General features: G+C 58.4%; 17 protein-coding genes. 3 read left to right on the forward strand and 14 right to left on the reverse strand.

Going from position 1 to position 23555, the window contains the following annotated elements:
* Position 1 precedes the first annotated feature (1 nt).
* From KO498_RS12935 to KO498_RS12960, 6 genes are all read right to left on the reverse strand, one after another.
* Entirely contained in the window at positions 2 to 781 is a 780-nt protein-coding gene (locus KO498_RS12935; RefSeq protein ID WP_215960292.1) for a DUF2189 domain-containing protein, read from the reverse strand.
* 136 nt (positions 782 to 917) lie between these two features.
* Positions 918 to 2327, reverse strand: a complete 1410-nt coding sequence (locus tag KO498_RS12940; protein WP_215960293.1) for an amidase — start codon at positions 2325 to 2327, stop codon at positions 918 to 920.
* Between the two features lie 70 nt (positions 2328 to 2397).
* Entirely contained in the window at positions 2398 to 3525 is a 1128-nt protein-coding gene (gene prfB, locus KO498_RS12945) for a peptide chain release factor 2 (RefSeq protein ID WP_215960294.1), read from the reverse strand.
* Positions 3526 to 3585: 60 nt separating this feature from the next.
* Complete coding sequence (locus KO498_RS12950) at positions 3586 to 6102, reverse strand: penicillin-binding protein 1A (protein WP_354667662.1); 2517 nt, start codon at positions 6100 to 6102, stop codon at positions 3586 to 3588.
* Positions 6103 to 6217: 115 nt separating this feature from the next.
* Positions 6218 to 7423, reverse strand: a complete 1206-nt coding sequence (locus tag KO498_RS12955) for an N-acetylmuramoyl-L-alanine amidase (protein ID WP_215960295.1) — start codon at positions 7421 to 7423, stop codon at positions 6218 to 6220.
* A 102-nt stretch (positions 7424 to 7525) separates the two neighbouring features.
* A complete protein-coding gene (locus tag KO498_RS12960; RefSeq protein WP_215960296.1) occupies positions 7526 to 8668 on the reverse strand; it encodes a pyridoxal phosphate-dependent aminotransferase in 1143 nt (380 codons plus the stop codon).
* Positions 8669 to 8720: 52 nt separating this feature from the next.
* Between KO498_RS12960 and KO498_RS12965 the strand changes: the two genes are divergently transcribed.
* On the forward strand, positions 8721 to 10052 hold the full coding sequence (locus KO498_RS12965; protein WP_215960297.1) for a M48 family metalloprotease: 1332 nt from the start codon (positions 8721 to 8723) through the stop codon (positions 10050 to 10052).
* Positions 10049 to 10813: a DsbA family protein gene (locus KO498_RS12970; RefSeq protein ID WP_215960298.1), complete on the forward strand. Its 765-nt coding sequence runs from the start codon at positions 10049 to 10051 to the stop codon at positions 10811 to 10813. Before KO498_RS12965 ends, KO498_RS12970 begins: the two co-directional genes overlap by 4 nt.
* A gap of 6 nt (positions 10814 to 10819) precedes the next feature.
* Here KO498_RS12970 and ispG read toward each other — a convergent pair whose 3' ends face one another.
* The 3 genes from ispG to hemA form a co-directional block, all read right to left on the reverse strand.
* Complete coding sequence (gene ispG, locus KO498_RS12975) at positions 10820 to 11959, reverse strand: flavodoxin-dependent (E)-4-hydroxy-3-methylbut-2-enyl-diphosphate synthase (protein WP_215960299.1); 1140 nt, start codon at positions 11957 to 11959, stop codon at positions 10820 to 10822.
* Positions 11960 to 12026: 67 nt separating this feature from the next.
* Positions 12027 to 13607 (reverse strand): helix-turn-helix domain-containing protein, encoded by a 1581-nt coding sequence (locus KO498_RS12980; protein WP_252731407.1) that lies wholly within the window; start codon positions 13605 to 13607, stop codon positions 12027 to 12029.
* A 111-nt stretch (positions 13608 to 13718) separates the two neighbouring features.
* Entirely contained in the window at positions 13719 to 14942 is a 1224-nt protein-coding gene (gene hemA, locus KO498_RS12985; protein WP_215960300.1) for a 5-aminolevulinate synthase, read from the reverse strand.
* A gap of 238 nt (positions 14943 to 15180) precedes the next feature.
* Here hemA and KO498_RS12990 point away from each other — a divergent pair, with 238 nt between their 5' ends.
* Positions 15181 to 16569 carry a dipeptidase gene (locus tag KO498_RS12990; RefSeq protein ID WP_215960301.1) on the forward strand — a complete coding sequence of 463 codons (1389 nt, stop codon included), beginning with the start codon at positions 15181 to 15183 and terminating at the stop codon, positions 16567 to 16569.
* Positions 16570 to 16684: 115 nt separating this feature from the next.
* Here the strand turns inward: KO498_RS12990 and cysE are convergent, their stop codons facing one another.
* The 5 genes from cysE to KO498_RS13015 all read right to left on the reverse strand — a co-directional run bounded on the left by cysE (position 16685) and on the right by KO498_RS13015 (position 23544).
* A complete protein-coding gene (gene cysE / locus KO498_RS12995; RefSeq protein ID WP_215960302.1) occupies positions 16685 to 17488 on the reverse strand; it encodes a serine O-acetyltransferase in 804 nt (267 codons plus the stop codon).
* Between the two features lie 179 nt (positions 17489 to 17667).
* The gene (locus KO498_RS13000) at positions 17668 to 21573 is read right to left on the reverse strand and encodes a baseplate multidomain protein megatron (protein WP_215960303.1); all 3906 of its coding nucleotides are present in this window, start codon (positions 21571 to 21573) and stop codon (positions 17668 to 17670) included.
* On the reverse strand, positions 21573 to 22025 hold the full coding sequence (locus KO498_RS13005) for an NlpC/P60 family protein (RefSeq protein WP_215960304.1): 453 nt from the start codon (positions 22023 to 22025) through the stop codon (positions 21573 to 21575). Before KO498_RS13005 ends, KO498_RS13000 begins: the two co-directional genes overlap by 1 nt.
* Complete coding sequence (locus tag KO498_RS13010; protein ID WP_215960305.1) at positions 22025 to 22912, reverse strand: DUF2163 domain-containing protein; 888 nt, start codon at positions 22910 to 22912, stop codon at positions 22025 to 22027. The genes KO498_RS13005 and KO498_RS13010 overlap by 1 nt, the downstream gene beginning before the upstream one ends.
* Positions 22912 to 23544 (reverse strand): DUF2460 domain-containing protein, encoded by a 633-nt coding sequence (locus KO498_RS13015; protein WP_215960306.1) that lies wholly within the window; start codon positions 23542 to 23544, stop codon positions 22912 to 22914. The genes KO498_RS13010 and KO498_RS13015 overlap by 1 nt, the downstream gene beginning before the upstream one ends.
* Between the last annotated feature and the right edge of the window lie 11 nt (positions 23545 to 23555).

Raw genomic sequence — 23555 nt, forward strand, 5'->3', positions numbered from 1 at the left:
TTCAGGGCTCAAACCCCGCGCGATAAAGATGCCAACTCGCATGGCCAATAAGCGGTAACACCAGAAACAAACCGAGAAAAACCGGCATCATGGCGATGAACGTGCTGACCGCAATAAACACGCCCCAGAGCAGCATCAACGGCAGGTTTTGTTGAACCGCGTTGAAGCTGGTTATCATGGCGGTGACAAAGTCGATTTCGCGATCAAGAAGCATTGGCATTGAAAACACCGTAATCATAAACAAAATCACCGCAAACACGGCCCCGACAGCCGTTCCGACGGCCAGCATCGTGAGGCCGTTGCTGGTGAAATAGATATCAAGCGATGACGACACATTTGTCATTGTCGAAAGCCCCATGAACAGCGCGAAAATCATGTGTGCGATGAAGAACCAGAACAGGAATACCATCAGGATTATCACGCAAAGCGAGGGCAGCTGCCGGCGCGTTTGATGAAAGACGATGGTAAATATTTCTTTCATTTTCAAGGGTGTACCTTGCTCGAGGCGGTGGCTGACTTCATAGAGAGCGACTGCGGCGAAAGGGCCGAACAGCGGGAAGCCGACCGCCGCAAAGACCAGCCAGTATGTCTGCCCTGTGAGGCGGGTAACTGCCGCCATGCAGAGACCGAACACCACGCATATTCCGGCGACAATAAGCCCGTAAACCGGCGCGGCAAGCATGTCTTTCCACCCCTTCAGAAGGGCGGTTTTGATGTCGGCAAAACCGATCAGATTATGCTCGGGCGCGCCATGCGCTTTGTTGAGAGAATGTGAGCTCATACGCCTGTCCTTTCAGGGCCAAGTTAACACTTTGAGGCTTGGCAAAATGCCCTGCACAATGCGTGCATACCACAGTGCATACAGCAGTGCATAATGCGTGCAGACAGTTTGTCATCCGCCTGAAAACTCCGGATTGTTAACATGGCGGACGCTGCTCTGAGTGTTTGTAAGCGTTGTGCCAGGCCTGCCCGATTTGCAAAAGCTTCGCATCCGCGTTGCGTGGCCCAAAGACTTGCAGACCCGCTGGCAGGCCCGAGGCACTCATATCAATCGGCAGGTTTATGCAAGGCAGACCAAGCAAGCCAACGGGCGTCACGATCTGCATCCAGCGGTGATAGGTGTCCATGCCCTGCCCTGCAATCTCGGTCGGGTAAGTCCACTCTTTGGGGAACGGATAGAGCTGTGTCGTCGGCAGGATCAACGCGTCATACTGCGAAAACAGTTGCGCACAGGTTTTGAACCAATCCGAGCGGATGACGCTGGCATTGTGAACATCCATCGCTGAGAGCGCGAGGCCGCGCTCGATCTCCCATATGGCTTCGGTTTTGAGCTGATCACGCTTTGCGGCGTCATCGTAAAACACCTTAAGTCCGGCCCCGACTTGCCATGAACGCAAGGTTATCCAACTCTCCCAGATTGCCTCGGCCGCGAACGGCGCGGCAAGGCGCTCCACGCTCAGACCAAGCGCCTCAAGCTGCGGTATAGCCGTCTCGGAATGCTCCAGCAGCCCTGCTTCCATAGGGAAAGCACCGCCCCAATCTCCGAGCCAACCTATGCGGCGGCCCTTAACGGGCGTGTTGATGCTATCAAGCGTCGCGTCAACGTTAGCTTCGTGCGGTTGGCGTAAATCAAGCCCTGATTGTGTATCAAGCAGCGCAGCCAAGTCGGCGGGTGTGCGTGCCATCGGCCCCGATGTCGCTAGCTGGTGTAGGTAGCTGTCGCCTGCTGGCTCGGACGGGACGCGGCCGTAGGTTGGCCGAAAGCCATAAACATTGTTCCAAGCGGCAGGGTTGCGCAGGCTGCCCATCATGTCAGAGCCGTCAGCGACCGAGAGCATACGTGCTGCGAGGGCTGCCGCCGCACCGCCCGATGAGCCACCTGCCGACAGCGCTGTGTCAAAGGGGTTACTGGTTGCGCCAAACACGGGGTTGAATGTATGCGAGCCAAGCCCCCACTCGGGCGTGTTGGTCTTGCCGATTATGATAGCCCCCGCAGCGCGCATACGGGCGACCACGAGGTCATCTTCTTCGGCAATCGTGTTCTTGAACATCGGGTTGCCCATTGTCGTTGGCAGCCCCTTGGCATTGGCGAGGTCTTTCACTGCAATGGGCATGCCGTGCAACCAGCCATTTGAGGGGCTTGCATCGGCTTCGGCGGCCTCGGTGAGCAAAGCCTCGGCATCCCGCAGCGAGACGATAGCGTTGATGCGCGGGTTTACGGCATTGATCTGGTCGAGCGTGGCTTGCATCAGATCGCGCGCGCTGAGTGTTTTGTCAGCGATCGCCGCTGATTGCTCAAGCGCTGTCATATTGGTGATGTCGTGCATTGTCCCTCCCCGACGATGGTAGGGCTATGCTGGCCTGCGACGGGCGCGAGCGCAAGGGCCGACGGGGTGTTCAGCCCTCGCCTTGAGCTTCGGCGCGGGATTTGCCGGCAACATCAAGTGCCAGCGTGGCGGCCATAAACCCATCAAGATCACCGTCGAGCACGCCTTTGGTGTCAGATGTTTCGTAAGCAGTGCGCAGGTCTTTGACCATTTGGTAGGGTTGCAAAACATAGGAGCGGATCTGGTTGCCCCAACCTGCGTCACCTTTGTTTTCATGCATCTCGTTGACGGCCTCGTTGCGACGGTCAAGTTCCATCTGGTAGAGCCGCGATTTCAGCGCTTTCATGGCGATGTCGCGGTTCTGGTGCTGTGATTTCTCCGAGCTGGTCACCACGATGCCTGTCGGCGCGTGGGTGATACGCACGGCTGAGTCGGTGGTGTTAACGTGCTGGCCACCTGCCCCCGAGGAGCGGTAGGTGTCGATGCGGATGTCGGCGGGGTTCACTTCGATCTCGATGTTATCGTCCACAACGGGGTAGACGCCGACCGAGGTGAAGGAGGTGTGACGCTTGGCGGCGCTGTCAAACGGCGAAATGCGCACCAGGCGGTGCACGCCGGACTCGGATTTGAGCCAGCCATAGGCGTTATGGCCCGATATCTTGTAAGTCGCTGATTTAATGCCCGCTTCCTCGCCTTGGGACTCGGACTGAAGCTCGACTTTGTAGCCCTTCTTCTCGGCCCAGCGGACATACATACGCGCCAGCATCGACGCCCAATCACAGCTTTCGGTGCCGCCAGCACCGGAGTTGATCTCCAAAAACGTGTCGTTGCTGTCGGCTTCGCCATCCAGCAGCGCTTCGAGCTCTTTCTTGGCGGCGACTTTGGCGAGTTTGGCGATTGCGTTCTCGGCGTCGGTTACGACTTCGGCGTCGTCTTCCATCTCGCCGAGTTCGATCATCTCGAGGTTGTCAGCGAGGTCTTGTTTGATGGTGTCATGCGTGGCCAGCGCGTCGACGAGCATTTGCCGGTCACGCATCAGCTTTTGGGCTTTCTCGGCGTCGTCCCAGAGATTCGGGTCTTCGACCCTGGCGTTAAACTCTTCAAGCCGGTGCTGGGCTGTCTCCCAGTCCATACGTTGGCGGAGCAAGTCGAGCGATTTTTCGATCTCGGTTGCGAAGTTCTGGGTTTCGGCGCGCATGGGTGTTCCTAGCTGTCTGACTGAGACAGGTGATATCGCAGCAGCCCCTCAGCGGCAAGCTTAGTAAAGCCCACCTGACGAGAGCGTGCCGAAGCCGGCTTTTGGGCCAACAACGGCTTTTTTGCCGGTTGATGTGGTCACTTGCTTGGCGGCGTCGACTTCCTTGTAGAGCGGCAGGTTTTCACCCATCGCAAAGCCACCATCAAAGGTGATGCCAAAGTCGATCTCTTCGCCCGCGCGGAAACACTCGGTGACCACATGGTCACCGGAAGCGTTAGGCGAAAGGCGCGCGCCGGTGTGGCGGTCGATTTTGATGAACAGGCAGTCTTCCGGAACGCGGAACTTTCCGGCGCCGTATTTCTTGATCGCCTTGGACATGAAGCGCTGGAACACCGGACCGCACATTCCGCCGCCATAGGCGCCTCTGCCGAGACTTCTGGGGTTGTCAAAACCAATGTAGCAACCCGCGACGATGTTGTTGGTGAAGCCGATAAACCAGACATCTTTGGCGTCGTTGGTTGTGCCGGTTTTGCCAGCAACAGGCACGCCGAGGTTTACAAACTTGCGGGCTGTGCCGCGATCAACCACGCCGCGCATCATCGAGGTGAGCTGATAGGCGGTAATGTCGTTCATCACCCGCTCGCGGTTCGAGGTGATACGCGGGCTACGCGAGCGCGGCACTGTCGGATCAAGACACTCGGGGCAGAGACGCACATCGTGGCGGTAAACGGTTTTTCCGTAGCGGTCTTGCACACGGTCAATCAGCGTCGGTTCGACCCGCTCACCACCGTTGGCGAACATCGCGTAGGCCGAAACCATTTTGTAAAGCGTGGTCTCTTCCGAGCCCAGCGAGTTGGCCAGAAAGCGGCCCATATTGTTGTAGACGCCAAAGCGTTCGGCGTAATCGGCGACAACATCCATGCCGACTTCCTGCGCCAAACGAATGGTCATCAGGTTGCGGGATTGCTCGATGCCGGTGCGCAGCGGTGTCGGGCCGTAAAAGCGGTTTGACGAATTGCGTGGCCGCCAAAGCCCCTGCGGGGTGTTGATCTCGATCGGCGCATCCACCACGATCGTGGCGGGCGTATAGCCGCTGTCGAGCGCCGAAGCGTAGACAAATGGCTTGAACGACGAGCCGGGTTGTCGGCGGGCCTGTGTGGCGCGGTTAAACACCGAAGCCTGATAGCTAAAGCCACCCTGCATCGCGATCACGCGACCGGTGTTCACATCCATCGCCATAAAGCCGCCTTGCACCTTTGGCACTTGGCGCAACGTCCAGCGGATAAAGTCACCCGCGCCGTTGTTGCCAGAAGTCATACGCCGCACCAGAACAACATCACCGCGTTTGAAATTGTCGGCAAAGCCACCTTTCATCCAAGAGATATCCTTGCGCGGCACGACATGCGGCTGTGCTTCAGTCTCTTGCACGCCCTCGATACCGAGGCGAAGGCGGTTCTCGCCGACCTCAAGCACAACTGCCGGATACCACTGGCTTTCGAGCTTGATATCGCGGGGCACATTGGTGTTTGCCAAGGCCTCACGCCATGCCTCTTCGCTGGCAAGGGCCTCTTCTTCAAGGGTCTTGCCAGTGCCGTGCCAACGGCCAATGCCGCGGTCATATTGCTCAAGCTGGCGCTGAAGCGAGCTCGCGGCAAGCTCTTGCATCTCGGGTTCGATAGTGGCGCGCACAGTCATGCCACCGGTAAAGAACTCCTCCTCGCCAAAGTCCTTTGACAGCTGGCGGCGGATTTCATCAGTAAAGTAGTCACGTGGCGGCAGTGATTTGCGGAAAGGCTCATAGTCGCCGTTCTGCACCGACAAGAGCGGAGTGGCGCGCTCGCGTTCATAAACTGACTGGCTGATATAGCCGTTCTCCATCATCTCTTTGAGAACAAAGTTGCGGCGCTGTGTCAGCCGTTCTTTGCGGCGGACGGGGTGATAGCTTGAAGGCGCTTTTGGCAAGGACGCAAGAAAAGCAGCTTCATTTGGCGCCAGCTCCCCGAGGGTTTTGTTAAAATAGCTTTGCGCTGCCGCGGTGACACCAAACGAGTTCTGCCCCAAGAAAATCTCATTGAGGTAGAGTTCAAGTATCTGCTCCTTATCGAGGCTTTCCTCAAGCCGCGTGGCGAGGATGATCTCTTTGATTTTTCGCTCGGCCTTGCGGTCGGCAGACAAAAGGAAGTTCTTGACGACCTGCTGGGTGATCGTCGAGGCGCCGCGCACGCTGCCGCCCTTGAGCGCATCAAGCGCCGCCGAGGCGATGCCGCGGGTGTCGTAGCCATCGTGGGTGTAGAAGTTTTTGTCTTCCGCACTGATGAAAGCGTATTTGATCAGCACCGGGATTTCGTCTGCCGGAGTGAACAACCGCCGCTCTTTTGCGAACTCGTCCAGCATCCGCCCCTCGCCGGAGTAGATCCGGCTAATGGATGGCGGCTGGTAACTGGCGAGGCTTTCGTGACTCGGAAGATCACGGCCATAGATGTAAAACACCGCCCCGATGGACAGCGCCACAGCCATCAGGCCAAGTGTGACAAGGCTGAAAAGACCGCCAAGTGCCGAGAAAAAGAATCTGATCACAAGGGCCCCCTGCTGCGCTGGCTTTGTTTATACGCCTTGGGCGTGGGAAGGTCAAAATCCTCAAGCGGGGAAGTTGGGCTATTTTTCGCCAGTTTTGGGCGCAGAATTTTCCACGTCATTGGCGCACAACACGGCTGAGGGCTTCGTCTTCGATCATCCAGGCAACGATACCATCGCGCAGCGCTTGTGCCATTTCGATCCGCCAAGCTTGATCTATGATGTTTGCAAAGTCGCGCTTGCTTGAAAGAAAGCCAATTTCTATCAGCACCGAGGGGATATCAGCCGCTTTGAGCACCGAGAATGCCGCCGAGCGGTGCGGCCTGCGGTTGAGCGGCGCACCTTTGTCGGAGATCCCTTTGACCAAAGCAGCAGCAAGGCGTTCGGTGCGTGGTTGGGTTTCTGCGCGGGCCATATCGAGCAGGATATCAGCAACGGCGTCGTCCTGACCGCTCAGGTCAACACCCGCAAGCATATCATCGCGGTTGTGACGCTCGGCCAGAAGTGCGCTGGCTTCGTCCGTCGCTTCGTCAGACAATGTATGCACCGTGGCACCGTGTGCGTGGCCCTGTCCGAGCGCGTCTGCGTGCAACGAGATAAACAGATCGGCCCCCGCCTGATGCGCCAAGGCCACGCGCCGCTCAAGTGACACGAAGCTGTCGTCTTCCCGTGTCAGCAGCACGTCAACCTGCGGAACGCGCGACAGCTCGTCTGCCAGTTCGCGGGCAAAAGTGAGCATCAGCACCTTTTCCTCATGGCCATCGTGCGAGGCCCCCGGATCGATCCCGCCGTGACCCGGATCAAGCATGATCGTGATGCGGCCTTCATTTTTGACTTTAGGTGTGTGTTTTGGCACGGGCCAATCGCCCGAAGCGGGCGCTCCTGCGGTGGCGACAAAACTGTCGGCATCCGTGCGCTGCAACACCACCGAAAGCTGTGCTTGTCCGGTGTCGGCCTGCCGCGCCATCACAACACTTTTCAGCGCCATAGGGGCTTCGAGCTCGGCCACCAACCGCGACCAACCAGGCCGGAAACCGCCGGTGCGCACCTCGGAAATACGGTCTGACTGATCCAGTTTCGCGGCGCCGGCACCGCCCCAGTCAACCTCTCGAAAGTCGATCACCAGCCGCCTCGGGGCATCAAGCGTAAACACTCGGTATGGCACAGTCTGGCTCAGGTTAAGCAGCAGTTGCACATCGCGGCCACGGTCTTTCATCGCGCTGCCCTCAGGCAAGAATCGCGCCAAGCCGCTCAGCTCTTGCGCGTTCATATGAGGTGCGCTTAGCAGCAGCGCCGAAAGAATATAGACCAAAAACCTGTTCATAACCGCTCGTTCTTTTTTGTCACTATACCGCAGCCCACATGCATTGAACAACGTCGAACAACAGCCATGCTTTTTCTTTGCACAAATACTTGTCTTTCAGCGCTATGAGCCTTTGAAATAGGCTTTCAGGCGCGATAGCCCTTCTGTAATATCTTCGCTTGAACGCGCATAGGACAGCCGCAAGGTCTGGTGCCCACGAACAGGGTCAAAGTCCATCCCCGGTGTCACCGCAACACCCGCTTTATGCAGAATATCAGAGGCCAGTTTGCGGCTGTCGTCGGTCATGTGGCTGACATCAATGTAAATGTAGAATGCCCCGTCCGGCGGGGCGAAGTTACTGAGGCCGGCTTTGGGCAGCTCCTCGATCATCATCGCGCGGTTGCGTTTGTAAACCTCAAGGTTGCCCTCAAGCTCGTCAGCACTGTCCATCGCAGCCAGTGCCGCGACCTGGCTGGCATGTGGTGCGCAGATAAACATGTTCTGCGCCAAGCGTTCGATAAGGCGGATATGATCGTCAGGCACGACCATCCAGCCAACGCGCCAGCCCGTCATCGAGAAGTATTTGGAAAAGGAGTTGATCACATAGACATCATCGCTAAGTTCCAATGCGCTCACCGCACGGCCCTCGTATTCGACACCTTGGTAGATCTCGTCAGAGATGAAGCTGACGCCTTCAGCCTTGCAGGCATCAATCAGTGCTTGCATGGCCTCAGCCGTCAGCATCGTGCCGGAGGGGTTGGCGGGTGAGGCCACGAGCAAGCCGTCTAACCCCTGCCCTACAAAATCGGTTGGCACGGGTTGAAAGCGGTTTTCCAGCGTGGTTTGCAGGCCGACAGGCGTGACGTTCAGCGCCTTGAGGATCTGCCGATACGACGGATATCCCGGCTCACCGATGCCCACTTTGGCGCCTGCGTCAAACAGCGCTGTGAAGGCAAGGATGAACGCGCCTGAGGAACCCGGAGTGATGATGATGCGCTCAGGGCTGACGGTGACGCCGTGCTTGTCGGCATAGTGCTGTGCAATGCGGGCGCGCAGTGCGGGCAAGCCGAGCGCCACAGAGTAACCGAGCGGGTCGTGCTCCATAGTCGCGCCGAGCTTGGCGCGGGCCTGTGCGGGGGCCGCGGTGCTTGGCTGGCCCACTTCCATATGAATAATGTGCCGCCCTTCAGCCTCAGCCACGCGCGCCTCTTCCATCACGTCCATCACAATAAAGGGATCAACGACACCACGGCTTGAGTTCTTCATCACTTTCTCCCTACACTTGCTTTGAGTGATACCCGAAAGGCTGATACCGTCAATGCAAGCACGACGACTGTTTCAACATTTTGCTGTTTTTCTGGCGCTTGCACTGGTTCTGGCGAGCCCTGCAAGGGCTGTGTCTTTGCTGCGTGATCCGGACATCGAGCACGCCTTGCGGCAAGTTGCCAAACCGGTGCTTGATGCCGCTGGCCTGCCCTCGTCGCGGATACGCATTCTGGTGGTCAATGAAAGCTCGCTCAACGCTTTTGTCATCGATCGCGACCACATATTTATCCATCAAGGCCTGATCTTACGGCTGAAAACCGCCGAAGAGCTACAAGCCGTGATCGCCCATGAGGCAGCGCATATCGCCAACGGCCATCTTGCGCGACGTCCGGTAAATGCGCGTCACGCCAAGACGCTGGCAGGCTTCGGGCTGGCTTTGGCGGCGGCGGCAGCAGCGTCAGGCAACCCCGAGGCTGGTGCGGCAATCGGCCTTGGCACGACAAACGCGGCGATGCGCGGGTTTTTCGCCCATACCCGTGCCGAGGAAGCCTCTGCGGATCAGTCAGCGTTGCGTTACATGGCCCGCGGCGGTGTTGATCCGCAGGGCGCAGTTCGGGTGATGGAGCTTTTCTCAGGCCAAGAGCTGCTGTCGGCCAACCGCCAAGACCCCTATGCCCGCTCGCACCCCCTGTCTCGCGACCGTCTGCGCGCCATGAAAGCCGGCGCGGCGACACTCAAACCGCGCGCGGGTAACAAGGCCACATCAGCCTATTGGTTTGCGCGCGCGCAGGGCAAGCTTTCGGCGTTTACCCGCGCACCTAAATGGACATTGCGCCGCGCGGGTGACAGCGGGCACAAAGACATAGCCCAGATGCGCAGGGCCATTGCCTGGAGCCGGAGCGGCAAAGCCAACCAAGCCTTCGGTGCGATGAACAAACTGATCGCATCTTCTCCCAAAGATCCATATTTGTATGAACTTAAGGGGCAGCTTTTGCTGGAGAAGCGACAGTATAAGGCAGCGGTTGCAGCCTATAAGAACGCCGTGTCGCTTGCCCCGCGTGATGCGCTTGTTCTGGGGGCTTACGGGCATGCTTTGCTGGTGTCAGGCAATCCTAAAGCCGCCTTGCCACAGCTGGAACGCTCGATCGCACGAGACCGCCGCGATGCCCGCACAATGCGTGACTTGGGCGGCGCTTATGCGCGCCTTGGCAACGCGGGTATGGCCAGCCTGCTCACCGCCGAACGCTATGCGTTGCTCGGACGGATGAAAGATGCCGGCATTCATGCAAAACGCGCCACGAGCTTGCTAAAACGCGGCTCACCCGGTTGGCAACGGGCGCAAGATGTGCTTGTTGCTGCTCAAACCTCACGGAGAAAGAAATGATCAGAACAACCGCCGCTCTCGTGCTTGCAGCCGGCCTCGCCTTTACGGCAGCCAGCCCCGCTCAAGCTTTTGATGTCACGCAGATGAGCGAGGCCGAGCGCGCTGCGTTTCAGGCTGAAATCAGAAGCTATCTGCTTGAAAACCCTCAGGTTGTTATGGAAGCCGCCGCAGCCTTTGAGCAACAGCAAGTCGCTGCACAAGCCGCCAATGATGTTGATCTTGTAAAGGCCAACGCGGCTGACTTGTTTGAAGACGCCTCTTCCTGGGTTGGCGGCAACCCCGAGGGTGACATCACCATTGTCGAGTTTATCGATTACCGCTGTGGCTATTGCCGCAAGGCGCATGATGAAGTGGCGCAGTTGCTCAAGAGTGACGGCGATATCAAGCTGATCATGAAGGAGTTTCCAATCTTGGGTGAAGCTTCGACCCTGTCGTCACGCTTTGCGATTGCCACACGCCTCACGGCAGGCGATGAGGCTTACAAAGCGGTTGGCGACACGCTGATCAAGCTCAAGAGCGACGTGAACGAAACAGTGCTGCGCGCTGTTGCCGAGAGCCTTCAGCTTGACGCTGACGCGATCTTGCTTGCGATGAACAGCGCGGAGGTGAATACGATCATAGCCGCCAACCACCAACTCGGCCAGCGCCTGAGCATTTCGGGCACGCCGACGTTTATCATGCAAGATCAGGTAATGCGTGGATACATGCCGCTTGACGCGATGCAAGGCATTGTCGCGGCGCTGCGAGACGAACGCGGTTAAATGACTTTAAGCGGGATCGGAGCTTTCGGCTTCGATCTCGGCTTCAATTTCTGCGGCACGCTTTTCAACCAGCTCGACGATATGCTCGACCATGTCCTGGTTGCCGAGCTTGTGGTCTTGTTTGCCAGCCATATAGACCATGCCCGTGCCTGCCCCGGCACCGCCGCCGGTGAAGCCGACATCGGTCATCATCGCTTCGCCCGGGCCGTTGACCACGCAGCCGATGATCGACAGGCTCATGGGCGTGTGGATATGTGCGAGGCGGTGCTCTAGAGCTTCAACCGTTTTGATCACATCAAAGCCCTGCCTCGCGCAGGAGGGGCATGAGATGATGTTCACGCCACGGTGACGCAGGCCGAGGGATTTGAGGATTTCAAAGCCGACTTTGATTTCTTCTACAGGATCCGCCGAAAGCGACACGCGGATGGTGTCGCCGATGCCCATCCACAAGAGGTTGCCAAGGCCGATAGCTGACTTGATTGTGCCGGACACCAGCCCGCCCGCCTCGGTGATACCAAGGTGAATGGGCGCGTCGGTTTGCTCGGCGAGTTGCTGGTAGGCGGCGGCAGCCATGAACACGTCAGAGGCCTTGACCGAGATTTTGAACTCGTGAAAGTCGTGATCTTGCAAGAGCTTGATGTGATCCATACCGCTTTCGACCATCGCGTCGGGGCATGGCTCACCGTATTTGTCGAGCAGGTGTTTCTCGAGCGAGCCAGCATTGACGCCTATACGGATAGAGCAGTTGTGGTCACGCGCGGCTTGGATGACTTCCTTGACGCGGGCCTCGTTGCCGATGTTGCCGGGGTTGATGCGCAGGCATGCAGCCCCTGCTTCAGCGGCTTCAATGCCGCGTTTGTAGTGGAAGTGGATGTCGGCGACGATTGGAACCGAAACTTCGCGCACGATCTCTTTGAGGGCTTTGGAGCTGTCTTCATCCGGCACCGAGATGCGCACGATGTCGGCCCCCGCTTCGGCGGCGGCTTGCACTTGGGCGATGGTGCCTTTGATGTCGGTTGTCAGCGTGTTGGTCATCGTCTGCACGGCGATCGGTGCGCCGCCGCCGATGGGCACATTGCCAACGTGGATCTGGCGGCTTTCGCGACGGTAGATGTTGCGCCAAGGGCGGACGGGATTGAGCGACATAGCTGCCTCGCTTATGCGGTTTGGAGTGTTGGTTCCGACATAAGCCTGCCGTGGTTCAGTTGCAACTTTAGTCTTGCAAGACCTCAAAAGCGCCGGCTGCGTCGATCTGTGCAACCGCGCGGGCGAGCGGTTCGCTGGCTTCCCAGTCGGCTTGCTCAAGCTTGCTTGCAACATTGGCTGCAGAAAGCTGGAGGTTGTCTGCGACAGCGCCGCGCGCGCCGTAGGGGCCGTATGTCTGGCCGTTGGCGGCGAAGTAGATCGCGCCTGCGTCGCCTGCGCGGATGGTCGCGGGTTCGTTGGTTTGCGGCACGGTGTAAATGTCACCCGGTTGCATGACGGCTTCATGCAGGATCGAGCCTGAAGCCGAACGCACCCGCATCCAGACTTCGCGCGTGGCGATGACGGTGACGACATCCTGCCCCTGCTCAAACACTTGCGGCACGGCAGCAACTTGACTTGGAACAGCTGCGCCAAGCTCGGCGAGCACAGCCGCAAGCTCGGTGTCACGCGACAGGTTCGCGCTTGGTAGTGCGCTTGTGAGATCAGCGGCGGCAAGCGAGAAGTTCTCTGTTACAGAGCCGCGCGGGCCGGTCGGGCCAAAGGTTTGGCCGTTGACGGCGTAATAAATCGAGCCGCTTTCGCCAACGTGTATCGTTGCGGCGGCATCGGCGCTGTCTGATTGCGGCACACTGTAAGTGTCGCCTGCCGACATAATGCCAGAGAAGATCACCTCGCCCTGCCCGTCTTTGATCCGCACCCAAGCGGGGCGTGCGGCAACGACAGTTACACCCTCGCCCAACGTGGCGCTGGCAAGCTGTAGGTTGCTATCCCCAAATGCGCCGGTTTCAGCAGAAGGGCTTTGATCGGCAAATGTGCCAAGCTCGGCGGGGTTGAGTGTCGAGATTGGGGCATCACGGGCGACGAGCACAGGCACTTCAAGCGCTTGTGGGCGGTAAAGCCTGTCAAACCCATCGCTTGACGCGGTCTGCACGGGGCTGCCGCTTTCGTCGGGTGCCTCGAGCGCTGGAGCGGCCGGTGCAACACTGTCGAGCGGATCAAGATCAGCGAGCACGTCAGGCGTGTTTTCAACCGGAGCCAGCTGCACGCGCTGCACCTCGTTGAGGACTGTCCAGCCACCAAAGCCCAGCGCGCCGACAAGCGCCACAAGCACCAGAAGCGAGCCAACCGCGCCCGGTTCGATCCTTGTGAGGAAGCTTTCAGCCGCCGGAGAGAACGGAGTGTTCACATCAAAAATGGGGTCGCTGGGTTTGCGATTTTCGCGCTTCGGCTTGACGTTGTCATCCTTGCGCGATGAAGCGGCATCTGACATGCCATGCGCCGTGGTAAAGCCGCTCTCTGCGCAAAAGGCAGCAAAAGCCTTGTCACTGTCCATGTTGAGGTAACGGGCATAGGAGCGCACATATCCTGCGATGAAGCCAGGGGTGTCAAAGGCGTCGGGGTCACAGTTTTCGATGGCGGCAATATAGCTGGCTTTGATGCGGAGTTCGCGCTGCACATCAAGCAAGGATTTGCCCATTGTCGCACGTTCGCCACGCATCATGTCACCGAGACGCAGATCAAAATCGTCGAACCACTTGGGATCGTCGCTCTCTTGCTCTGCTATGCGCTTGTTTTTGCGCCAATTCATTGCGTGCTGCCCTTACACATCCTGCGAATCGCGACGCTTGCTGCGACGCTTATCCCCTCTTTGATTACAAAGTGTTACCACACCTCAAGGGGTTTTGCACGTATTGGTGAATTATCCGGCTAATTCAGCGCGATTCAGCGCACAATGACTCCAGAGGGCGTCCATTGCGCTCACCAGCGCATCCATCTCGCGCGGGCCGTGCACTGGCGACGGCGTAAAGCGCAACCGCTCAGTGCCGCGAGGCACGGTCGGGAAGTTGATCGGTTGCACATAAATGCCGTAACTTTCGAGCATCATATCCGAGAGCTTTTTGGTGTGCACAGGATCGCCGACGATCACCGGAACAATGTGACTGCCGTGGTCGATGATCGGCATCCCTAGGCCCTTGAGGCGCAACTTGAGGATCGCGGCTTGCTCCTGGTGCTTTTCACGCAGCTCTGGGTTTGTCTTGAGGAAGGCAACCGACGCCGCCGCACCCGCAGCAATCGCCGGTGGCAATGATGTGGTAAAGATGAAACCCGGGGCGTAAGAGCGGATAGCATCGCACATTTTGGCAGAGGCGGCGATGTAACCGCCCATCACGCCGTAAGCCTTGGCCATAGTGCCATTGATGATGTCGATACGGTGCATCAGCCCGTCACGCTCGGCAACGCCGGCACCGCGGGGGCCATACATGCCAACAGCATGCACTTCGTCGATATATGTCAGAGCGCCAAACTCGTCAGCGAGGTCACAAAGTTCTTTGATCGGCCCAAAGTCACCATCCATCGAGTAGATGCTTTCAAAGGCGATCAGCTTGGGGGCGTCAGGGTCGTCAGCCTCAAGTTTGGCGCGCAAATCGGCCACGTCATTGTGCTTGAATATCCGCTTGGCACCACCGTTGCGGCGCACGCCTTCGATCATGCTGGCGTGGTTTAACTCGTCAGAATAGATTATCAGGCCGGGAAACAGCTTTGGCAGGGTCGAGAGCGTCGCATCATTGGCAATATAGGCCGAAGTGAAGACCAAAGCCTCTTCTTTTTGGTGCAGGTCAGCCAGCTCGGCTTCAAGACGCTTGTGATAGACCGTTGTGCCCGAGATATTACGCGTTCCGCCCGAGCCTGCGCCGGTTGCTTCGATGGCCTCATGCATGGCAGCCAGAACAACAGGGTTTTGACCCATGCCGAGATAGTCGTTGCCGCACCAAACGGTGATCGGCTGCTCGGAACCATCCGGCTTACACCACGTGGCATGCGGAAACTGGCCATTTTTGCGTTCGATGTCGATGAAGGTTCTGTAGCGGCCTTCTTCGTGTAGATCGTTCAGCGCTTTGTCGAGCTTGGCGGTATAGTCCACGCGCAGTCCCCTTTGGTCTTTGGTTTGGCAAACTTCGCGGGCAGCGCAGAATCCCAATATTCACATTAGTGAATTTCAGTAAGCCACGCCAGCCCTCTTGCACAGGCTACATTTTGCCGCGCCGCCTGTTTTTGACGCAGATCAAGAAAAAATGACTTTCCCAGGCATGTTTTCTCGGCTGGACAATCGGTTTTGCACAGTTAGGCTTGCCCAAAATTCCAAACTAGGAGCGCCTCTGATGAGCCTGAACGATGTTCTAAGCACGATTGATTCTAACCTTCCCGCCGCCACAGACCGCCTACTTGAGCTGCTGCGCATCCCTTCAGTGTCGACTGACCCGGCTTACGCCGAGCACTGCCAGACTGCCGCCGACTGGCTTGTCGCTGACTTGAAGAGCATCGGCGTTGAGGCCAGTAAGCGCCAGACGCCGGGGCACCCTATGGTCGTTGGTCATGCCGAGGGTGCGGCAGGCAAAGACGGGCCGCATGTTTTGTTTTACGGGCACTACGACGTGCAGCCGGTTGACCCGATCGAGCTTTGGGACCGCGACCCCTTTGACCCCGCGGTTGAAGACACTGCCGCCGGTCAGGTTATTCGCGGACGCGGCTCATCTGACGACAAGGGCCAGCTGATGACTTTCGTGGAGGCCTGCCGCGCGTGGATCGCGGTGCATGGCGCCCTACCCTGCAACATCACTTTCTTCTTTGAGGGTGAAGAAGAAAGCGGCTCGCCTTCGCTTATTCCGTTTATGGAAGAGAACGCCGCTGAGCTCACATCTGACATCGCTTTGATCTGCGACACAGGGCTGTTTGAAAGCAAGGTTCCTGCGATCATCACTATGTTGCGCGGCCTGGCCGGCATTGAAGTCGAGATCGAAGGGCCGTCCCGCGATTTGCACTCTGGCATGTATGGCGGCTTGGTGCGCAACCCCTTGCATGTGATGGGCGGGTTGATTGCTGGTCTGCATGACGAAAACGGGCGCATTACCCTTGAGGGGTTTTATGACGATGTGCCAGAGCTGTCCGATGACATCCGCGCGCAGTGGCAGGGTCTTGGGTTTGATCACGGCAAGTTTCTTGGGGATATCGGCCTCACTGAGCAAGGCGGCGAAGTCGAGCGCACCCCGCTTGAAAAGCTCTGGTCTCGACCGACTTGTGAAGTCAACGGCATGTGGGGCGGCTACACTGGCGACGGTTCAAAGACTGTGCTGCCGAGTAAGGCCAATGCCAAGATCACCTGCCGCCTTGTGGGCCAGCAAGACCCAGACAAGGTGTTGCAATCCATCAAGGACTACTTCGAGGCCAATGTGCCGTCTGACTACAAAGTTAGCTACAAAGGCGGCAAAGGCGCTCCGGCAGCGCAGATGTCTGTTGCCCACCCTGCGTTCGAGCAATCGCGTAAGGCGCTCTCTGACGAGTGGCCAAATGCCGCCGCTTACGTGGGCTGCGGCGGGTCTATCCCGATTGCGGGATTTTTCAAAGACATTCTCGGCATGGACGCCATGCTGATCGGGTTTGGAAAGGACGATGACCAGATCCACTCGCCCAACGAGAAATACGATATGGAAAGCTTCCACAAAGGCACACGCTCCTGGGCGCGTATTCTGGATGAGATCAGCAAGGGCTGAACACGAAAGGGCCTGCGCAAAACCAACTGCGCAGGCCTCCGTATCACTTGCCTATTGGCCCTTTTTGACGCGGCTACTCAAACTTCGACGCTGCGATACAAGCAGACCTTTGCGTTTAGCCACCGATGACTTGATTCATCGAGATTGACGGCTGTGAACAGCCCGCTTCGCCAACGATACGCGCCGGAACGCCAGCAACGGTTTTCTTCGGCGGCACATCGTCAAGCACAACCGAACCTGCAGCAATGCGTGTGCAATGTCCGATCTTGATATTGCCAAGCACTTTCGCCCCAGCGCCGATCAAAACACCATCGCCGATCTTCGGGTGACGGTCTTCTTCTTCCTTGCCGGTGCCGCCCAGCGTGACCGAATGCAACATTGAGACATTGTCGCCGACAACAGCCGTTTCACCGATAACAATAGAATGTGCGTGGTCGATCATGATGCCTTTGCCGATGGTCGCCCCCGGGTGCGCATCAAATCCGAACATCTCGGACGAGCGCATCTGGAAGAAATACGCGAGGTCTGTCTGGCCATTGCGCCACAGCCAGTTGGCGACGCGGTACGCCTGCACGGCTTGAAAACCTTTGAAAAACAACAAAGGTTGCAGAAAGCGATGGCAGGCTGGATCACGGTCGAACACAGCGACGATATCAGCGCGCGCCGACACCGCCAAAGCGGGTTCGGCGGCATAGGCCTCGTCACAAATCTCGCGCAGAATCTGCTCGGACATTTCCGGCGAAGACAGCTTCACAGAAATACGGTAGGCCAGCGCTTTTTCGATGCTGCCATGGTGCAGAACCGACGAATGGATAAGCCCGCCAAGCAGCGGTTCGTCAACGATCGCCTGCTCGGCTTCGTCGCGAATGCGCGCCCAAACAGGGTCAAGCTCGGCTAGGTGTGACTGTGTTTTGGCCATGGTGTTTCTCCAAAGGTCTGTGCGATGTGTTAAGGCACTATATAGACAGTTGGGCGCAGTTTCCAAACGCAAAGCTGTGATCACGACTATCACGGGGTGTGACGATTGGTTTTGAGGCCACATAAGCAAAAACGGCCAGAGAGCTCTCCGGCCGCTTTGTTTTTGTCTTAGGCGCTTGCCTACAAACTGACAGTTAAGTTCGCGGCGGCCCCAAGCCCGTAAGTTGCCGAGACTTGTGAAACATGCACTTCAAAGCCTGTCCCTGCTCCGTCGGCTGATATGTTGGTTGCCGTGTAAGTCCATTCTGGCGTGCTGAGCGGCTCCTCGCGCAACACCGACCCGCCCTGAACAATGCGCAGCACGTAGCTCTCGCTTTCTTCGCCAAGAGGTACATCAAGCCCTTCCCAACTATCGCCATCAATACGCGTGCGCCGGATCCAACTGAAGTGCAAATCGCCTCCATCAAGCTTGTAGGTAACATGCGCAGGGCTAAGAGGCTTGAGCCCGACTCCGCTGAAAGCCGCGGTAGTGTGGGTATATGACGGATCGTCGTAGCTGCGGCTCGCAGGGCCAACACGGTAATGGCGCTCCAGCCCACGTTCGCTGGCAGGCAGGCCGAGTTGCTCGGGCGTGCCGTCAAGTAAGACAAAATAGCTGCCCGCAGGCCAAGCCGACGGCTGCCAAGCGTTTGTGCCCAATTGCCCACGGAGCAAGCGCGACAGCTCATATGTTTTGTCGCCCACAAGAACCGCCTCCTGAAACTGGAGGATCTCCCAGTTTTCAGGGCTGCCATCTCCCACGGCGGCAACATTGCCACCATTGAGCAGCGCCATCTCGGTCACTGATGAAAACGTCCCCGATGTCAGTTTGACCGTAAGCTTACCACCGCGATCAAAGAGTGCCGGACAGGCCTTTGGCAAAGGGGCTTCAAGCACACCAAGCGTCGAGCGGCGCGTGATGAGCCGCTGAAAGACGTAGCCTTGATCATCCCCCGAACCATAGAGCGCAGCACTTCCCGGCCAGGGCTCGGCCGTGATCGCAAGGTGCGGCGCATGCGGAACTTCCGCGCCGGTCATAAGCGGCAGATCGAGAAACAGCGGGAACACCGGCACTGGTGGCGTGAAACCTGGCAAAGCACTTACGTCTTCCTCAACCTCAATGGGGTTGTAGCTCTCCGGCTCTATGCGCAACGCTTCGACGATTTGCTCGGCACCAAGCTCGACTTTGTCGATGCGCAGCTTAACCGGCCCTTCTGGCAGGTTCAGCGTCAGCACGTCACCCGCCGCCACATCAAGCCGTGAGGGCGGTAATGCAAAGCGCAGGGTGTCGCGTGCAACCCGCGCCTCTGACAACCAGCGCTCGACGATCTGTCGCCCGCGCCCGCGGCGCATCACTAACGGGAGTTCCGAAACAGCGACTGCGTGGGTTTCATGGTCGGGCAGCACGGCTTCTTCTGCGATCACATCAAAGTCGGCGTCGCTCTGGATAAAGCGCAGACGCACACGCCCCATCAACTCGGCCTCCGAGGCCCGCGTGCGCTCGATCTCGGCCTCGACTTCCTCAGACAAAACCACATGATCGGCCTCAAGCGTGGCGTCTTCCAACCCGTCTCGCATTATGAAGTGCATCACGCCATCGCGCTCGACAGCATCAAAGCCATAGGCCAGCATCAAAGGCTGTAACGTCGCGCGCCCCTCTTCAACTTCGCTGACATAGTAGCCTTCAACCACGCCCTTAAGATCAGACACATCAAAACTCACGCAGCCCGCGCGGCGGCAGACCTCGTCGACCACAGAGGCTAATGTGCGGTTTGAGGCGCGCCCCGTGATCCAATGCCCACGCGCATAGTTGCTGGCGTCTGACCAAACTTGTGGCAAAGCGGGAAAATGCGGATAAGGCCGCGCATCCCACGCCCAAACAAAGGCACGGCTCATGTCCAGCATCGGAGCGTTGTATTCTGTCGAAACAGGGTTGTTCTCCGGACGCTGCCAGAACCGCATCATCGCCCTTATGTATTGCGCTTGCAGGTAGTCATCTTGCCTGCCGTTCGAGTAATGGGGAAGCGCGCTTTCCGATGATTTTGGGTCGACAAACTTGTTGGGTTGGTTGGTGCCCTTGTCGACTGCGGCGCAGCCAAGCTCTGTAAACCAGATCGGCTTTGACTCAGGCACCCAGTCAGTCGGCGTTTCGGAGCGGACACCGTTTACCCGCTCGTGGTGATCAGAGCTCCAAAAATTGACGATATCCTTGTAGCGCCACACCCAAGGCTCGGAATGTGCTCCGTCGGTAATCGGCGTTCTGATCTGTGCTTCACGGGCTTCATCGGAGTGGTAGAACCAGTCATACCCTTCGCCGCCGAGGATGTTTTCTTCCAGATACTCAAGGTTGTAAATGCTGCCATAGTTTGCATCTGCGTGGTCTTGCCCGTCGCGCCAGTCAGACATCGGCATGTAATTGTCGATACCGATAAAGTCGATGTTACTATCCGACCAAAGCGGATCGAGGTTGAACAGGCGGTCACCGTTTTCTGCAAGCCCGAAATATTCTGACCAATCCGCACAATAACCGATCTTGGTCTCGGCCCCGAACAAGCTGCGCACTTCGGCGGCAAGCGCTTTGAACTGGGTGACCGTTGTAAAGCCCGCAGCACCGCGCACTGCACTCAAAGCTCGCATTTCCGAGCCGATCGAGAAAGCGTCAACGCCGCCCGCAGCCGCACAGAGCGCCGCGTTGTGCAGGATGAACCGGCGGTAACTCCACTCTTCGGGGCCGCTATAGCTGACAGCACCTTCGCTTACTGTAAAATCGCTGGCTGTAGCTGTGCCAAAGAAGGCCGCAACTTCAACGTCGGCATCGGGTGTGCCGTCAGGGCTGGTTGTCGAGCCGGGTGCGGCGGACAGTGTGATACGTCCGCGCCACGGGAAAGCAGGCTGGCCCGCAGCGCCTGTATAGGGGTCGGGTAGCGTGTTGTCGCCGAGCTGATCCATCAAGATGAACGGGTAGTAAAGCACATCAATGCCCTGCTCGTTCATGTGGGCGATCGCCTCGATCACCGCAGCATCGGCTGGCGTGCCGCCGTAAACCGGCCTGTCTGTCACGTCACGTGCCACGGCTTCAGCAAACTCGCGGCTCACACCGGACACGCTCCAAGCCATGTCTGCATCGTGCTCGACTTGCTCAACCTTTGGTTTGATCTCACAATCACTGCAGCGCAGATCATTGCCAAACCAGCTGACAATCAGCGAACTGGCTTTGAGGTTTGGCAGCTCTGTTTGCAGCCGCTCCGTCGCGACAGTGAAATCAGGCTTACCCGCAGGCGTGTTCACATTCGCCAGCGCCGCATTGCCAGCGCCGTAATCAAACCGCACCGGGCTGGTGGCGAGGGCATACTCACCACTGCCCGGCATCATCGCCACGGCCTGCGTGGCGTGAGCGATGTCTTCGCCGCCGTCAATGCCCTCGGCCTGCGCCGCGCGCATCACCTCAAACTCGAACTGCGGCACGCGGTTGCCGAATTGCTCAAGGCTCAGGTCTTCCATCACCAGATAGGCGGTGCCGCGATAGGCAGGCACTTGGCCAGCGCCTTCAACAGCCTCCATCTTCGGATCAGGCATCTGGTCGTCGGCGCCTGTGTAAACCCGCATGTTGAGGCTATCGGGGTTGATCTGCACACCGTCGGCCCAGACACGGCCTACGCCGCTGATAACCCCCTCACACAGACCGACAGCAAGGCTGACAGTATAGCTGTATTCGCGGGTCTTGGGGCCGGTAGCCACGCCCTTGCCTCCGCCCGATGTGCTAACGCTTTCCGCAAACTGCGTCGCCCAGATCACATGCCCTGCGACGCGCATGCGCCCGAAAACCTGCGCCACAGGGTCGCCTTCGCCCGAGCTTGTCAGCCGAAAACGCTCCACTTTGCCGTGCTCGACAGCGGATGAGCCTGCGCCCATTATGCTCTGATCAATCGCACGGCCAAGGCTGGCCCCTGCAAAACGGCCCAAAGCTGTCATCGACAGGCCCAAAACCGAACCGCCAAGAGAGCCGCCTATCGCGGCCCCCGCTGCTGAAAGTAGAATGGTCGCCATTACTGCCCCTCCTCGGGTAATCTGTCCGGAAATCTGAAAGCCGCAACGATACGGCGTTGCCACGGCGGGGTAAGCGGGCTTTCCAGCACGCAATGCCCCGAGTAGGCATGAATGAATGTCGGCTGCTGTCCGAGTTGCGCACGCAAGCCAAGGTGCTTTGCGACAGCCCCCCCGCGCATGCGAAAGAGAAGAACATCGCCTGCCATAGCCTCATCTCGTGGCACTTCCTGCATGTGGCGCCTGGCGGCGCCCCAAAGGCGCTCGTCGCCCTGTGGCTCGGCCCAGTCATAGGTGTAAGCAGGGACAGCTTCCGGCTCGGCACCGTAAAGCCCGCGCCAAACCCCGCGCAACAGGCCAAGGCAGTCCGTTCCCACGCCCTTCACCGAAGCCTGGTGATGATAAGGCGTGCCAATCCACACGCGCGCCTCCTTTACAGCTTTTGCTCCCTGCATCAGCGACGGCTCCCGCCGCTTGTCTGCCCTGCTTGCACGGGTTGCACAGCAAGCCAGCTGTCGCCGGGCACATCAGGGAAGCCCTGAAAGTTCAGCAGATTATGGAACTTGATCCGGCAGGTGCTCATGCGCTTGTCACAGCCGGCAGTGAGGCGGATCTGATCGCCCGCAACAATGCTTGCGCGCATCGGGTGCCACAGCTCGATCACCCGCTGATCTTCTTCAAAGTAGTCGCGTTTGATCACCCCTTTGAGGCCCGCGCAAGCGCCACTTAAGGCCTCAAGCGTGCCAAAGGTAAACCAGCCGTCGTCAAAGCCAGTCATGTCGTCAAAACGAAACACACGGCCCTCCTCAACCACCTCAAGCGCGCGCTCTTCAAAGTAACCCGCTTCCGAAGTGTCAAATTTGCAGCCGCCGTCGCCGAGCACCGCTGTGCATGGCTTCTGGTAGACCCGCCCCAAAGGACGGTTCAGCGCTTCGGTCAGCCCACGCAGCTCGGCGTGAAAGGCCCCGTCGCCACGCCGCAACTCGCCCAGCGAACCGCGAAACACCATGTGCCGCGCATTCACATCAGCCCAGTTGAGCATCCATGTGCGCACTTCAGCCCCGTCATAGCGGCCCGCTTCAATGTCGGCTTCCGTTATCGCGGCATCCGACAAAGCACCCATCGTCTCGGTGTTATCAACCGACAGTCCTGTGCTTTGTTGCAGGGTCGCCGTGGTCATGCCGCTGTCTGGCTTGAAGTCGATGCCCTCAAAGCTCAGCGTCTTGTCATGATCGGTAAAGCCAAGCACAGTTCCGTCGCGGCGCGTGAGCGCCCAAGCGCGGCATACTGTCGTCAGGCCGGTCTGCAAATGGGCGAGCAGTTCGCCTTGCACGCCGCCCATCAGACCCGTAGCTCCACGACTGGCACTGCAGGCACTTCTCCGGCCTGAAATGTCGAGGCAGATATCACGATCTGATCCGTGTCAAAGCGCACTGGCACGTCAAACTCGAAACCCGCCGTCACGTCCATACCTTCGTTGGGCGCGTGCTCAAACGTGATGATGCCTGTTTCGGTATCAACCTCGTAATGCACTCCCTCGAGCTGCTCGACACCTGCGATACCAACCCGCACAGTGCCCTCAACAGGCTTGGTCACGGGCCGTGCATATGTCTGCTCGCCCGAGCGGTAGATCTTCATCAGCTGATAGCTCGTGGTCTCCTCGTCGCCCTGCGCGATCACCTCATCCTCAAAGCTCACTTCGCGACTCGGAACACCTGTTTTGAAATCAGACCAGTCCTTCCAGCGGAAACCGTGCATGCGGCCTCGGCGCGCTTCAAAGAAGGCCAGCACCTTGTCGATGTCATCCATCGAGCGCAATGAGAGCCCCGCGTCATAGCGGCGGCGCGAGTGCTCCCAAGGGGTGTTGCGCTCTTCAAAGCCGTTGGCGAGCGTGACAACATCAGTGCGGCGCTCGGGGCCGCCAGACGAGCCAAAGCTCAAGCTGGCGGGAAATCTTACTTCGTGAAATTGCATGTTATCTGCTC

Source organism: Lentibacter algarum (genome assembly GCF_018860975.1).
Classification (GTDB): Bacteria; Pseudomonadota; Alphaproteobacteria; order Rhodobacterales; family Rhodobacteraceae; genus Lentibacter; species Lentibacter algarum_A.